Annotated in this window: 15 protein-coding genes; 9 read left to right on the top strand and 6 right to left on the bottom strand. The window is 33.8% G+C overall.

Going from position 1 to position 15,130, the window contains the following annotated elements; all coding sequences use genetic code 11:
• Positions 1-146 precede the first annotated feature (146 nt).
• From QO182_RS19085 to QO182_RS19075, 3 genes are all read right to left on the bottom strand, one after another.
• Positions 147-1,568, bottom strand: a complete 1,422-nt coding sequence (locus QO182_RS19085) for a carbon starvation protein A (protein WP_371563596.1) — start codon at positions 1,566-1,568, stop codon at positions 147-149.
• 80 nt (positions 1,569-1,648) lie between these two features.
• Positions 1,649-2,011: a cupin domain-containing protein gene (locus QO182_RS19080; protein WP_371543278.1), complete on the bottom strand. Its 363-nt coding sequence runs from the start codon at positions 2,009-2,011 to the stop codon at positions 1,649-1,651.
• 57 nt (positions 2,012-2,068) lie between these two features.
• Positions 2,069-3,613, bottom strand: coding sequence for a helicase HerA-like domain-containing protein (locus QO182_RS19075; RefSeq protein ID WP_371563593.1), 1,545 nt, complete (start codon positions 3,611-3,613; stop codon positions 2,069-2,071).
• 374 nt (positions 3,614-3,987) lie between these two features.
• Between QO182_RS19075 and QO182_RS19070 the strand changes: the two genes are divergently transcribed.
• The 7 genes from QO182_RS19070 to QO182_RS19040 all read left to right on the top strand — a co-directional run bounded on the left by QO182_RS19070 (position 3,988) and on the right by QO182_RS19040 (position 10,477).
• Complete coding sequence (locus QO182_RS19070) at positions 3,988-4,806, top strand: MotA/TolQ/ExbB proton channel family protein (protein ID WP_371543284.1); 819 nt, start codon at positions 3,988-3,990, stop codon at positions 4,804-4,806.
• A 37-nt stretch (positions 4,807-4,843) separates the two neighbouring features.
• A complete protein-coding gene (locus QO182_RS19065) occupies positions 4,844-5,455 on the top strand; it encodes an ExbD/TolR family protein (protein ID WP_371543287.1) in 612 nt (203 codons plus the stop codon).
• A gap of 18 nt (positions 5,456-5,473) precedes the next feature.
• Positions 5,474-6,043 carry an ExbD/TolR family protein gene (locus QO182_RS19060; protein WP_371543289.1) on the top strand — a complete coding sequence of 190 codons (570 nt, stop codon included), beginning with the start codon at positions 5,474-5,476 and terminating at the stop codon, positions 6,041-6,043.
• 33 nt (positions 6,044-6,076) lie between these two features.
• Entirely contained in the window at positions 6,077-6,874 is a 798-nt protein-coding gene (locus QO182_RS19055; RefSeq protein ID WP_371543292.1) for an energy transducer TonB, read from the top strand.
• Positions 6,875-7,107: 233 nt separating this feature from the next.
• The gene (locus QO182_RS19050; protein ID WP_371563591.1) at positions 7,108-8,031 is read left to right on the top strand and encodes a PstS family phosphate ABC transporter substrate-binding protein; all 924 of its coding nucleotides are present in this window, start codon (positions 7,108-7,110) and stop codon (positions 8,029-8,031) included.
• Between the two features lie 16 nt (positions 8,032-8,047).
• On the top strand, positions 8,048-9,718 hold the full coding sequence (locus tag QO182_RS19045) for a hypothetical protein (RefSeq protein WP_371563588.1): 1,671 nt from the start codon (positions 8,048-8,050) through the stop codon (positions 9,716-9,718).
• Between the two features lie 126 nt (positions 9,719-9,844).
• Entirely contained in the window at positions 9,845-10,477 is a 633-nt protein-coding gene (locus QO182_RS19040) for a 7-carboxy-7-deazaguanine synthase QueE (protein WP_371563586.1), read from the top strand.
• Between the two features lie 79 nt (positions 10,478-10,556).
• Here QO182_RS19040 and QO182_RS19035 read toward each other — a convergent pair whose 3' ends face one another.
• Positions 10,557-10,841 (bottom strand): hypothetical protein, encoded by a 285-nt coding sequence (locus tag QO182_RS19035; protein WP_371563583.1) that lies wholly within the window; start codon positions 10,839-10,841, stop codon positions 10,557-10,559.
• Positions 10,842-10,880: 39 nt separating this feature from the next.
• The gene (locus tag QO182_RS19030; protein WP_371563580.1) at positions 10,881-11,588 is read right to left on the bottom strand and encodes a class I SAM-dependent methyltransferase; all 708 of its coding nucleotides are present in this window, start codon (positions 11,586-11,588) and stop codon (positions 10,881-10,883) included.
• A gap of 85 nt (positions 11,589-11,673) precedes the next feature.
• On the opposite strand from QO182_RS19030, the gene QO182_RS19025 reads away from it, so the two are divergent.
• Positions 11,674-12,168 carry a YkgJ family cysteine cluster protein gene (locus QO182_RS19025; RefSeq protein ID WP_371543308.1) on the top strand — a complete coding sequence of 165 codons (495 nt, stop codon included), beginning with the start codon at positions 11,674-11,676 and terminating at the stop codon, positions 12,166-12,168.
• Positions 12,169-12,203: 35 nt separating this feature from the next.
• On the opposite strand, the gene QO182_RS19020 is transcribed toward QO182_RS19025, so the two are convergent.
• The gene (locus QO182_RS19020; protein ID WP_371543311.1) at positions 12,204-13,502 is read right to left on the bottom strand and encodes an exo-beta-N-acetylmuramidase NamZ domain-containing protein; all 1,299 of its coding nucleotides are present in this window, start codon (positions 13,500-13,502) and stop codon (positions 12,204-12,206) included.
• Between the two features lie 86 nt (positions 13,503-13,588).
• Here QO182_RS19020 and QO182_RS19015 point away from each other — a divergent pair, with 86 nt between their 5' ends.
• Entirely contained in the window at positions 13,589-14,824 is a 1,236-nt protein-coding gene (locus tag QO182_RS19015) for an ABC transporter permease (protein ID WP_371543314.1), read from the top strand.
• The last annotated feature ends 306 nt before the right edge of the window (positions 14,825-15,130 follow it).

Raw genomic sequence — 15,130 nt, 5'->3', positions numbered from 1 at the left:
CAGAAACTATTTCGAAGTTCTCTATTAAAAAATCAGGAAGCATAAATTTTAAAAGGTCTATAGAAGTCATATCTCAATGTTAATTTTGCAAAAATATTCATTTTTGCAAAACTTCTCCCCAGGTTTTGTTCCTGATCCTTTATTATCTATTCAGATTTAGGCAATTCCTTATTATTCTTTATTACAGCAAAGAATAAAATCGTTATTAAAGTAGCAATCACAATTCCAACAATATCTGAGGTTACTATGTCTAATCCGAAACCTATGGTAGGATCATAAAAAAGGAAAGACCCAAGAACAGATGTTATGAAAAATGCAGGCACTAAGGCAATAATATAAAGGGTTTTTCTTTGGTACAAATAAACCGTTCCAATCCATAACGCAATTGCTGCGATACTTTGATTTGCCCAGGAAAAATATCTCCATAGAAGTTGGAAATCTATTTTTGTAAGGATAAATGCAATTACAAAAAGAGGTATTGCAATCATAAATCTATTTTTAAGAGACTTCTGATCAATTTTCAGGTAATCTGCAATAATCATTCTGGCTGCTCTAAAAGAAGTGTCTCCAGAAGTTATTGGTAAAACGATAACACCTAAAATAGCAATTGTTCCGCCAATTGTTCCTAAAAAGACCGTTGCAATTTTATGAACTACTCCAGGAAGTCCTTCACTTGCGAGTAAGGCGCTAAGGCCCTCACCACTCATAAGGCTCATTGCAGCTGCAGCCCAAACCATAGCAATAACTCCTTCAACAATCATCATTCCGTAAAATATTTTTCGTCCGTCTTTCTCATTTCTAATGGTTCGGGCGATTATTGGCGATTGCGTAGCGTGAAATCCAGATAAAGCACCACAGGATATCGTTAAAAATATTACTGGATAATAGGGAATATCTTTAGGATGTAGATTTGTAAGAGTTAATTCCGGAATTGGATTTCCATAAAGAAACATCCCTATTGATACACCTACGGCACTCAATAATAATAGAAGCCCAAGAACAGGATATATTTTTCCAATGATTTTATCAATTGGTAAAATTGTGGCTACGATGTAATAGATGAATATAGCAATTACAATTAAGGTAAACATATTTAAATCTTTACCTATAAGGTCATCTATCATACTTGCTGGTGCAGAGATAAAAACAGTTCCCACTAAAAGTAGTAGCAATACGGTGAAGAAATTAACCACGTGGCTAAAATATTTACCTAAAAATAGGGAAGCCAAAGCAGGTAAGTGTGCACCGCCATACCTCATGGAAATCATCCCAGTTAAATAATCGTGGACGGCACCGGCAAAAATGGCACCAATGACTATCCAAAGGAAAGCTACGGGACCGTATAAGGCTCCTAATATTGGTCCGAAAATCGGGCCTACTCCTGCAATATTTAAAACCTGAATTAACGAGTTTCTATTACTATTCATGGGAACAAAATCTACTCCGTCTGCGTGGGTGTATGCAGGAGTAGCTCTGTTAGGATCGGGTTTAAATATGTTCTCAACAAATTTACCGTAAAATATATATCCCAACACTAATAAAATGATGGACGCAATAAATGTTATCATAACGCTGTATTCAATTAATTAAAATTATTTAAGAGTTTGAAGTTAATATTATTAACAACAAAAAAAGGAATTTACTCTACTTATTCTTCACGATGCACTTTAGTAAAGTCAAAAGCAGGCTTACATATAGCGATATATTCACATGGCTCGTCAAACGGATTTGAGTATTGAACGCGGGTATTTTTTTCTATTTTTATCGATTGTCCCTCTTTTAGAACGATGATTTCATTGTCGATAATAAACTGTTTTTTACCTTTAATGACATAAGTATATTCTTCAAACTCCGGCGTTTGAAAAGGTTCACTCCATTTGGGAGGTGCTACCATATGAGCGATTGATATTTCCGGATTGTTGTTTGCAGCTAAACCGTGGTGCTCTTCAATCAATTTTCCGTCAGTTGTAGGAACTACAAAAGGACTATTTTGTATCAAGTATTTTTTCATGACGTTCAAATTTAAGTAATTTCTCCTAGTTTATTTAAGAGATGTTTTTAAATGATTTTATTTTTTGAATATTTTTGTCAGTACACCAAACACTCCTCTAATAAAGGTAGCGCTGGTAAGTACTTTAATAACCGACTTGCTTACAGTACTGTTTGTATAACTTGACTTAGTCGCTCTGGTTTTTGCTGTCTTTTGTTCTGCTTTTTCATCCGCTTTTTTTTGAGCTTCTGTCGCAGCTTCGTCTTCAATAACGGTGATTTTCTTATTTAGCATTTCATAAGCGCTCTCACGATCAATAAGCTCACTATATTTCTTGACTAATCTAGATTTGTTATTAATGTCTTGAATTTCATTTTCGGTTAAAATATCCATTCGGCTCATTGGAGCTCGCATCATTGTAGCGACAAGCGGAGTTGGAATTCCTTTTTCGTTTAAAGCGGTAACTAAGGCTTCGCCAATTCCTAAACTAGTCAATACTTCGCTTGTGTTGTAATACTCAGAAGTAGGGTAGTTGTCAGCCGTTAGTTTTATGGATTTCCTATCCTTAGCAGTAAAAGCTCGTAATGCGTGTTGTATTTTTAGACCTAATTGTGCTAATACGCCGCTCGGGACATCCATAGGATTTTGGGTTACGAAGTAAAGTCCAACTCCTTTTGAGCGAATTAGTTTTACAATCATTTCTATTTGATCTAATAATGCTTTGCTAGCTTCGTTAAAAATCAAATGTGCTTCGTCAATAAAGATCACTAACTCTGGTTGTTCTGAATCACCTTTCTCTGGCATTTGCTGGTAAATTTCAGCAAGGAGACTCAGCATGAAAGTAGAAAATAATTTTGGTTTGTCCTGAATATCCGTTAATCTAATGATATTGATGTAACCTTTTCCGTTTTCATCAATTCGCATTAAATCGTCTATGTCAAAAGACATTTCGCCAAAAAACAATTCTGCTCCCTGTTGTTCCAGTTCGATTATTTTTCTAAGAATGATTCCCGTAGTTGAAGTAGAAATCTTTCCGTAGTTTTTTGTGATTTCATCTTTTCCTTCCTCTGTGATGTAATTTATTACCTTTTTGATGTCTTTAAGATCTAATAAAGGCATCTTGTTGTCATCACAATATTTGAATATTACTGACATCACCCCAGACTGCGTGTCATTTAATCCTAGAATCCTGGAAAATAATACCGGTCCAAACTCTGAAACAGTCGCACGTAGTCGTACTCCGTTTTGCTCGGATAGCGTTAATAGTTCTACTGGAAATTTAGCTGTGTTATAAGGTAGGTTTATTTTGGCGTGTCGTTCAGTAATAAATAATTTTTCTTCACCTTCCTTGGCGATACCGCTAAAATCCCCTTTGATGTCCATCATTACTACTGGAATTCCAAATGATGATAGTTGCTCTGATAAAACTTGAATAGTTTTGGTTTTTCCAGTTCCCGTAGCGCCCGCAATTAATCCATGTCTATTAAGTGTTTTTAATGGAATTTTTACATGGGCATCTGCTAAGGCTTCGCCGTCAAGTATGGCTCCTCCCAGAATGATACTTTCTCCTTTGGAAGTGTAGCCCTCAGTAATATCCTTTATAAATTTTTCTTTCCTATTCATAGCATTTATCGTGTTGAATTTACTTGCAAGATATTGTTATTATTTGAAATCAGATAATTTTGGCATTTACTGCAGTTTTATTCCTCTTTTATTGCTAATAGCGGAAAAACTTATTTTAACTGATTAAATTCTCTTTATTGATATATTGTTGTAATATTTCATAAAAATATAATTTATATGTCAAAAAAGATTAAATTTGTTTAATGATATTGATTAAAATTCATATATTAAAAAACCTTAGCTTTTTTTTGGATAAATTAAATTCGAATTAAATTAAAAAAAGTTTTTTTATTTGAACTAAACATATAAATTTGCGGGACTACAAGTTTATTATAACTAAAATAAATTATTTAAAACTATTAAAATTAAAGAAAATGGCAAACGTTAAAAAAGAAAGCACTTCAAACGGTGGAGGAATGGTTTCAGGACTTATTATTGTTGCGTGTATTGGTGTTGGTGTGTTGATCTGGAAATTCATCATGGGTAACCCTTCGAATTTTGAAGGTGGAAATATTGAAACAGGACATCCTTTGAATCTTTTAGGTCAAGTTTATCATGGTGGTGCAGTTGTGCCAGTATTATTAGGGATGTTATTAATGGTTCTTGTTTTTTCTATCGAAAGATATGTTGTTATATCTAAAGCAGCAGGTAAAACTAAATTGGACACTTTTATGACAAAGATACAAGCAAGTATCAAACAAGGTGAAATTGACGAAGCTATTGCAGCATGTGATAAACAACAAGGTTCTGTTGCAAATGCAATTAAATCTGCATTAGTAAAATACCAAGCAGTGAAAAAAGAAGGATTTAATAGCGAAGAAGCATCAGAGACTATTCACAAAGAAATAGAAGAAGCTACTTCACTTGAAATGCCAATGTTACAAAAGAACATGACAATTATCTCGTCATTAGTTTCTTTAGGTACTCTTATTGGATTGTTAGGAACTGTATCAGGGATGATTAAAGCGTTTGGTGCATTGGCGGCAGCTGGTACTCCTGATCAAGCAGCTTTAGCAAATGGTATTTCTGAGGCACTTATTAATACTGCAACAGGTATTGGTACTTCTGCTGTAGCAATTATCTCTTACAACTTTTTTACTTCTAAAATTGATGATTTAACATATTCAATTGATGAAGCGGCTGTATCTATTGTAAATACTTACAGAAAATTCAGAGGAAGTTTGAAGCAATAATTATATTGATATTTATATCAAATAAAAAACAAAAAGAATGGCTAAAATAAAAATTAAAAAAAATCCGGGGTCTACTGATATGACCGCGATGTGTGATGTCGCATTCCTTTTGCTTACCTTCTTTGTAATGACTTCGACAGCTAAGATACCTGAGGCATTGCCCGTGGATACTCCTTCCTCAACAGTCCAGACTAAATTGCCTGAAACTGATTTGGCTACATTAACTGTAGGTAAGGGAAAAGTGTTCTTTGATTTGAAAGGGAAAGAAGTTCGAATGAGAACTTTAGAGTTGATGGGAGAGAAGTACAATGTTACTTTTACTGATGAGGATAAAAACACATTTTCAAGAATGGATGATTTTGGTGTGCCAATTCTTAATCTTCAACAAATTATTGAAATGAAAGCATCTGATAGAAGTAAAGCAGGGCAACCTGGTATTCCTACAGATTCATTGGATAATCAATTGAAAGAGTGGATCTATAATGCTCGTATTGCGAACATAGAGGTAAACGATAAAGAATTGCAGGTCGCTATTAAAGGTGATGCAAAAGAAGAATATCCTGCCATTAAAAAAGTGATGGATATTTTACAAGAGCAAAAAATCAATAGCTTTAGTTTAGTTACTGGTTTAAGAGGAAAAGATTTTTAATAAAAAAAAGACACTAAAATGGCTGAATTAAATACCGGCGACGGTGGAGGCGGAAAAGGTGGTAAAGTAAGAAGTAAAAAATCAAATGCAAAAGTAGATTTAACTGCTATGGTGGATTTGGCTTTCTTATTAATCACATTCTTTATGCTTACCACGACGTTGTCTAAACCTCAATCGATGAGCTTGGGGTTGCCAGATAAAGATCCCACCAAAGATAATGTGGATATGAAAGTTGACGAAAATCGTACGATGACAATTTTGTTAGGTGCTGATAATAAGTTAGTTTACTATGTGGGTTTATTAGCTACTCCAATAGGAGGGCCTAAAGATTTGGCTTTTGGGAAAGATGGTATTCGTAAAGAATTGTTGTCTAGACAAAAATCAGTTTTAGCATATTCTGCAGCTAAGGGTAAGCCTAAAAACGGATTAATTGTGATTATCAAACCAAGTAAGAAATCAAATTATAAAAATTTAATTGATATACTTGATGAAATGGCAATTGTTGGGGTTGGAGATTTTGGTAATTACGCTATCGTTCCTGAATTTTCTGCTGAAGAACAAAAATTGTTAGAAGGAAAACAAGAGTAATCTTATTCCCCAATAACCTAATAATTAAGAAAAATGAAATTAGATATATTAAAAAACCAATGGCTTGATATCGTATTCGAAGGACGTAATAAAACTTACGGAGCTTATGAATTAAGAAAGTCAAACAGAAAAACTACTATTAAAGCGCTTATTCTTGGTGCTCTATTTTTTAGTTTTGCTGTTGCAGCACCTCTTATCATAAACTTAATTCCTAAAGGTGAGGAGCAAGAGATTGACAGGGATATAAAAATCACTGCTATAAAATTGCCGCCTAAGAAAGAAGAGCCAAAATTAAACGTTCCACCACCACCACCACCACCACCTAAAGTGGATGTGGTTAAGTTTGTGAAACCGGTGGTAGCTAAGGCAGAAGAAGTGACTGAAGAGCCGCCGAAAATTGTCGAGATTAAAGAAAAAAAGATTGGTGCGGAAACTATAAAAGGAGATCCTGATGCGGTTTTAACTGTTGCTCCAGTTGGTAATGGTCCTGCAAAAGTGGTAGAAGCTGATGATAATCAAATTTACAATACGGCAGGTATCGAAGTAAAACCTGAATTTCCAGGTGGTATGGATAAGTTTTACGGTTATGTAGGGAAAAACTACCGTGCTCCTGAAGAGGAAGGTCTTAAAGGTAAAGTTTATGTAACTTTTGTGGTAGAAAAAGATGGTTCTTTAACAGATATTAAGGTTTTAAGAGATATTGGTTATGGTACAGGAAAAGAAGCAATAAGAGTGCTATCAAAATGTCCAAGATGGAATCCAGGAATACAAAATGGAAAACCGGTTAGAGTACTATACTCTCTACCGATTACTATTCAAACAGCGGATTAATGTTGGAGAAAATATTTAAAAATATTCAGGAGAAATCGCTTAAAGAGCGATTTCTTCTCGTTTTAGCAATTTTGTTTTTCATACTTTATTTTGTCTTGGGATTATTTATTATCTTTATGAAGGATTTTCCTATTGATATGAATATGACGTACAGAGTAGCATTTGGAATTCTTCTTATTGTTTATTCTTTTATAAGGGGTAGACGTATTATAACAGATAATAATGATTAGTGTATGAAAAAGTTAGTTAGGCTGCCATTTTTTATAATTATTTTGTTTTTTGTGCTTTTTTATGGGTGCAAAAAATCAGATGGTGACAAGGAGACTATACTTAAAGGTAAAGCAACAATCCTTGTTGATGAGACGTTAAAGCCTTTAATTGAAGATGAAATTGCAGTTTTTCAAGGGCAATATAAAGCCGAGATAGAATTGAAATCGAGATCTGAAAATGAAGTAATGCGCGCATTTCTTAAAGATACTTCTCGTATCGTTATTTTGTCGAGAAAATTGAATGCTGAGGAAACTAAATATTTTGATCAAATTAAAATTAAACCTAAAACAACTAAAATAGGAACTGACGCAATTGCTTTTATAGCCAATAAAAACAATAATGATACGTTAGTAGCTTTGACAGATGTTATTCTTTTTATGCAAGGCAAAGAGCAAAAAAGTATAAAAGGTTTGGTTTTTGATAGTCCAAACTCTAGTACTGTGCGCTATATGAATGCATTGGCAGGAATAACGGAAATGCCTAAAGAAGGGGTTTACTCTTTAAAATCGAATAATGATGTTGTGAAATTTGTGTCTGAAAATGACGGAATGATTGGTGTTGTAGGTCTTAATTGGCTTTATCAGCCATCGAGTGAAATGAAGGACCTAGTGAAAAACATAAACGTATTAAGCGTTAAGGGAGAGGCTAATGATGGTTTTTATGCTCCTACACAAAATAATTTAGCGGAAGGGAAGTACCCTTTGGCACGTGATTTGTATATAATTAATTGTCAGGGATACTCTGGTTTAGGAATGGGGTTTGCTTCATTTGTTGCTGGAGACATCGGACAAAGAATAATTTTGAAAGCAGGGCTGTTGCCGATTCGTATGCCTGGAAGAAAAGTTATATTTAAAACCAAATCAAATAAAGAAAATGAACATGAATAAATCAAATAAAGTTAAAATGAACAAATTTAAAATTCTAGGAGTTGCCTTTTTGGCCGGAATGACAGTGAGTTACGCTCAGGATATCGATCAAGCCAAAAAAGAAATTGACGCCGAAAAATACCAAGATGCTAAGGTAACTTTGAAATCAATTATCAAATCAGATCCGTCTGAAGGAAAAGCATTTTTTCTTTTAGGTAATATTTACTTATATCAAAGTATTGCGGATTCTGCAAAAATGACTTATCAAAGTGGTTTGACTGCTAAAGATGATGCTCATTTTAATTATATTGGACTTGGTCAATTAGACCTTAATAATGGAAAAGCTGCGGAAGCGAAAGCTAAATTTGATCTGGCGATTAAAGAAATGAGAAGAAAGGATTTTGAAGAATATGTTTATGTAGCAAAAGCGTATATGAACTCTACAAAGCCTGATTATAAAAATGCTATCTCTACTTTAAATTTAGCTAAAGAAAAAAATGGTGAAGAACCACAAGTATTATTAGCTTTTGGTGATGCTTATTATGGTGATAAAAATCAAAATCAAGCGTATTCTAACTACCGTAATGCTTTTCAAGCTGATAATAGTTTAATTAGAGCTAAAGTACAATTAGGTGTTTTACTTAAAGGAGCTAAAGCTTACACTGAAGCTGTAGCTGCTTATAATGAAGTGTTAGCTACTAATCCTGGTTACGGACCACTTTACCGTGAATTAGCTGAAACGTACTATTTATGGGGACTGAATGTTCCAGGTAGACAAGATGAGTATTTGAAAAAAGCCTTAGGATATTACGAGAAGTATATGACTTTGACTGACTATTCTCTTACTTCTCGTATGCGTCATGCTGATTTCTTAATCTTAGCTAAAGATTATAAAGCTTTAGAGATTGAAGCAAATAAAATGAAAGAGTTAGATAAGGTGAATCCTCGTATTTATAGATATTTAGGATATTCTGCATACCAAAATGGTAATGTTGATTTGGCAATTAAATCATTGGAAGATTATATTGCCAACCCAGATAATAAAGTGATCAATTTAGATTATTTCTATTTAGGTTTGTCAAACATTAAAAAAGCAACGAGTGCTGATGGTACTTCTATAGAACCAGTTCTTTTTGAAAAAGGATTAGTTTCGATAAGAAAAGCTGTTGAAATGGAAAAATCAGTTACTAATGATTTAGGTGAAGTAGGTAAAAACTTATATGAGCAAAAATTGTATAAAGAAGCTGCTGCTGTTTTAGAAATTGCAACTAGTAATAAAGAATCAAATGGTTTTCTATATGACAACTATTACTTAGGAAATGCTATTTATTTTGATAATGCTAAACCTGGAATTGTAAAAGATACTGTTGCTTTGAAAAAAGCAGATATTGCTTATGGAAATGTTATTACAGCATCTCCTGATACTCAAGACGTATATCTTTCTCGTGCTAGAACAAATAGTTTGTTAGAAAATGATGAGGCTATGATTATGTACTACCAACAGTATATAGATCTTGTTACTAAGAAAGGACCTGAGGAATTAGCTAAACCAGCTGTAAAAGCGAAGCTTATTGAGTGTTATAACACAATGGCTGCAGGTTACGCTAACTTTGATAAAGTAAAAGCTAAGGAATATTTCCAAAAAACTTTGGCAATCGACCCTACAAATGCTTATGCTACTCAATCGTTAGGTATTCTTAACAAGTAGTAAGTCATAAATTTTTAAAAAACCCGATAGTGTAACGCTATCGGGTTTTTTGTTTTATACCAAATGTATCAGACTCCTCAATCAAGTCCTTTTTATTTAGTTATCTTTGCATTTTAAATTACAAAAATGTTATCAAAAGAAATACAGTTAGAAGTTAATAAAGGAGCAATGCTTCCATTGATGGAAGAGTTTTATACGATTCAAGGAGAAGGTTTTCATACGGGAACAGCTGCTTATTTCGTGAGAATTGGAGGTTGTGATGTAGGTTGCCATTGGTGTGATGTTAAGGAAAGTTGGAATGCTGAATTGCATCCGCCTTCGAGTATTGATCAAATTGTGGATAATGCAAAGAAATATGCAGAGACAGTTGTGGTAACGGGTGGAGAACCATTGATGTGGGATATGAATTTATTGACACAAGCATTAAAGGATAATGGAAGAAAGGTTCATATTGAAACTTCAGGGGCCTATGATCTTACCGGAACATGGGATTGGGTTTGTCTTTCACCAAAGAAAAATAAATTACCTACTAAAACGGTTTATGATAAAGCGCATGAATTGAAAGTAATCATTTTTAATAAACATGATTTTATTTTTGCAGAAGAGCAAGCCGAGTTGGTAAACGACGACGCTATTTTATTTCTTCAGCCTGAATGGAGTAAGAAAGAAGAAATGACGCCGCTAATCGTGGACTATGTGATGAATAATCCAAAGTGGAGGGTTTCACTTCAAACGCATAAATATTTGAATATACCGTAGTCAGTATAGTGAAAACGTAAAAAGCCAAACAACAATTTTTGTTTGGCTTTTTGCGTTTTATAGAATAAAACAATGGTTTTTACCAGTTGTCTCTTTTTTTTAATTCGGTAACATGTGGTAAATGATGATTTCCACGCCATGGATACGTCGCAATTATTTCTTTAAGTGCAAATTCATTTCTGTTTTCGGGGTGTATGAATTTTTTTTCTAAATCTTTTTCGGATAGGCTATTCATAATATAAGTCAGTCTAAAATGTAAGGCCTCAAGTAATGATAAAGTGGGTTCGATAGGCATAGTTAGACTATCGTGTAAATCAGACCACAGATTTTCATCATATTGTTTTATGACTGGTTTGTTTTCCATTTATCTTGGTTTTACTCTTTTAAGGCTTTGGAGATGATTTTAAGTCGAAAGTTTTGCCAAATAATCATAATGCTCACCTTCTAAAATCAATTCTGATTTTAAGTCATTGGCGTAAGCCGCATTTTGAAGGGTATTGTAATCAATATACATCCAGTAAAAAGGTTTTTCTTTTTCGCCTTTGTAAGCAATGTTGAAAACAACTTCGCCATAATAGGGATTATCAGATGGAATCCACTTTCCTCCATCTTCATCGTCATCAAACATGTAAATAATATCAGAACTATCCATTAAAATTTGGCCTCCGGGATGCAATAGGGACTTAAGTTTTAAAAGGAATTTTGGTATGTTTTTTAGTTTTCCACACATGCCAGCGCCATTCATCAATAATAAAATGGTATCGTATTTTTCGTTTTCAAGGGTCATTACGTCTTGTACTCTTGCGTCTTTTATTCCTCGTAATAAACATGCTTCAATAGCATTTGCAGAAATGTCGATTGCTGTTACTTCTAAATTTCTTTCGTTTTGCAAAGTCAAACTATGGCTTCCTGCGCCACAACCTACGTCCAGAACTCTGCCTTTGGCAAGTTGAAGTGCTTTTTGTTCCATTTTTGGCATTTCGTTATAGGAGCGGAATAAATAAGCGACACTCATTTCGTCTTCTTCAGATATAGTTGTTTCTGTAATTAAATTTTCAGGAGAATTATTCGTCTGATAATCGAGGATGGCTTTGCCAAAAAGGTCTTTCATTGTTTGTATTTCAAAATTCAACATTCATTATTCAGAGTTCATCATTCAAAAAGTGTAATTTTGCAAAGAATTTTAAACTCTAAACTTGAAACCTACTTTAAACGAACTTGGAAAACTTGCCAAAGATAAGCATATAGAAAACAAAAAGTATTTCGATAAGCTTAAAAAGAAGACGCCTAAAAATTTAGATTATGTTATGCAAGACCTGCATGATGCTGAATTCAAAAAAACGGATTGTTTAAAATGTGCGAATTGTTGTAAAACTACGGGGCCTTTATTTACATCTGCCGATATTGAGCGAGTGTCAAAATACCTTAAGCAGAAACCACAGCAGTTTATAGAGCAATACCTTCGCATTGACGAAGATCAGGATTATGTATTACAAAGTGTGCCTTGTATTTTTCTAGATCATGAAAATGCTTGTATGATTTATGATGTGCGACCAAAGGCTTGCAGAGAATTTCCACATACTGATAGAAAGAAGTTTCAGCAAATAACAGATCTTACGTTGAAGAATGTTGCAATTTGTCCTGCTGCCTTCAATATTGTAGAGGAAATGAAGAAAAAATTGCCGCTATAGCTATTAGCTGTTGGGCAGCATGTATTTTCTTTTTCTTAGTAGATCAAATATTTCTCTCTCATATTCTTAAATTGGTCTAAACCGCTTTTCCAGCTCTTTCTTATATCGGTTTCTGATATTTGAGCCATTATTTGTTGTTGCAGTTTTTGTGTTCCAGCCAATTTTGTAAAGAAAGGATTGAAAAAGGTCGATTTGTCTGTTGTGCTAGTGTAAGCTTTAATTAGCCATTTCAATTCCAGTTGGTGTACTTCAGTCTGAGTTGATAAATCTTCGCCGAAGCATGTTACTCCATTGTAAACTGGATTTTGTGCTCCCACATTTGGCGTAGGGATAAAACTAAAATTGCTCTTTGCTAAATTGGGAGAGCCGTAAATTTGAAACTGTTTTTCAGTTCCTCGTCCAACGCTAACATTTGTTCCTTCAAAAAAGCATAAGCTGGGATATAGATTTATTGCTTGGTCGTTTGGTAAGTTTGGAGAAGGTTTTACGGGAAGGCTGTATTTTTTGTTTCTATTATAATAAGAGCATGGGATTACTGTTAGTTTGCAAGTTATTCCATTTTTAAGCCATTTTTCACCATTAATCATCTGTGCATATTCGCCTATGGTCATTCCGTGCAATACTGGAATAGGATGCATTCCTACAAAACTAGTAAATTCCTTTTCTAGAATTGGTCCATCAACAATACTTCCGTTAGGATTAGGTCTGTCCAGAATAATTAATGAAATATTATTTTCTGCACAAGCTTCCATGATATAATGCAGTGAAGAGATGTAAGTGTAAAATCGAGCTCCCACATCTTGTAAGTCAAAAATCATAATGTCTATTCCTGCTAATTGTTCTGACTTTGGTTTTTTATTATTGCCGTAAAGTGATATAATAGGCAATCTAGTTTTAGAATCCATTTCGTCGGTAATATGTTCTCCGGCGTCAGCAGTACCTCGAAAGCCATGCTCTGGCGCAAATATTTTTTGGATATTTATTTTTTGTTCTAATAAGAAATCAACTAAATGAATTTGCTTTTTTTTACTTGTAAGACTTGTAGCGGGTTCGTTAAGTAAAACAATGCCTGATTGGTTGGTAACGACACCTATTTTTTTGTCTTTTAGAAGAGGTAGGTATTCTTCATGATTATCAGCGCCAGTTTTAATCAAATGTATTTTGGTAATTTTATCTGTTAATGGTGTTGCTTTAGTGAAGGTAGAAGTAACTAATACGCTGTCTTTCGATTTCTCTTGCTGCAATACCTTTGTTCTGTTAATTGAGCTGGAGCAAGAAATCAAAATTAATGCTAGAACAGAGGCTAAAGGAATATTTTTGAAAATAGAAATCATATGGTGGATTATAATAAAATTAGTGTCAATTAGTGTTATTCGTGTTTTAACTGTATTTTTGAATCCAAATCAGATACTTAATTAAATTGAATTTAGAATACTTTATTGCCAAAAGACTTATAACTGCTAAAGATTATAAAAGTAGTATATCTGCGCCTATTATAAAAATTGCAATTTCTGCTATTGCCATCGGAATGGTAATGATGATTGTATCAGTGGCGACAGGAATTGGACTGCAGCAAAAAATCAGAGAGAAAATTTCTGCCTTCAATGGGCATATCATTATTTCTAATTATGATAACAATCAATCCGAAGTCACCTTAGTCCCTATCTCAAAAAAACAGGACTTTTATCCCAAGTTCACAACTGTAAAAGGAATAGATCATATTCAGGCTATCGCTAGTAAAGCAGGGATTATTAGAACAGAGAATGCTTTTGAAGGAATTGTCTTTAAAGGAGTGGGGGGGGATTACAAGTGGGACAATATAAAGGAGTATCTCGTTGCTGGAAAATTACCAGATTTTTCTAATAAGGTAAATGAGGATGTAGTAATATCTCAATTTCTTGCTAATAGGTTAAAACTTAAAGTAGGTGATGCGTTTACCACTTTTTTCATGAAAGAAGGTCAGAATAAATTACCTAATATCAGGAGATTTAAAATCGTCGGAATTTTTAATTCTGGCTTCCAGGAATTTGACGCGACCTATGTATTAGGGGATATACGACATATACAACGTATAAATAAATGGAAAGCAGATCAGGTAGGAGCATTCGAAGTTTTTGTAGATGATTTTGATAATATAAAATCGGTAGGAGAAGAAGTATATCAGCAAACTGGATCAACGCTTGATACTAAAACTATCATCGAAAAATACAGTTATATATTTGAGTGGCTTCAGTTATTCGATTTTAATATTATTGTTATATTAATAGTTATGATATTAGTGGCTACAATCAACATGGTGGTCGCGTTATTGGTTCTTATTTTGGAGCGAACTCAAATGATAGGAATCTTAAAAGCACTAGGGGCTAATAATTGGACTATCCGTAAAATATTTCTGTACAATGCGTCTTATCTAATTCTTCGGGGATTGTTCTGGGGTAATCTAATTGGGATAGCGATTTTACTACTTCAGAAATATTTCGGAATAATCAAGCTAAATCCTGAAAATTACTACGTTGATCAAGCTCCGGTATATCTTAATTGGGGATACATTGCATTATTAAACGGGCTTACCATTAGCGTTTGTTTTTTAGTGTTGCTAATTCCGTCTTATATAATAACCAAAATTTCACCAGTTAAAGCAATTCGTTACGATTGATATAGTATTTGGGCGTTCCGTATTATAAAAAAAGAGGCTATACCTATATATACGGAGTGGCCTCTTTTTTTATAATCGGTCGGGCTATTCGCTACAAGTCCTCGCCGCGATTCCACTTCGTTGCATCGGGACTGTGGGCTTTTCACTACTATCCCTAACGCAAAGAAAGGAGGTTAGAGGTAAAACACACAACGAAAAAAGAAAAATTCACTGTTTTTAAATGCTAAGACCTATAGTAGATCGGTAATATTGTCTTAAAGGGGCAGTTGTAATTTGTTCTATATAATTGCAAAGCAATTTTAAAAA

It is taken from the genome of Flavobacterium sp. Arc2 (assembly GCF_041431385.1).
GTDB lineage: Bacteria > Bacteroidota > Bacteroidia > Flavobacteriales > Flavobacteriaceae > Flavobacterium.
The sequence above is the reverse complement of the archived record's forward strand: the minus strand, read 5'-3'. Positions and strand labels throughout refer to the sequence as shown.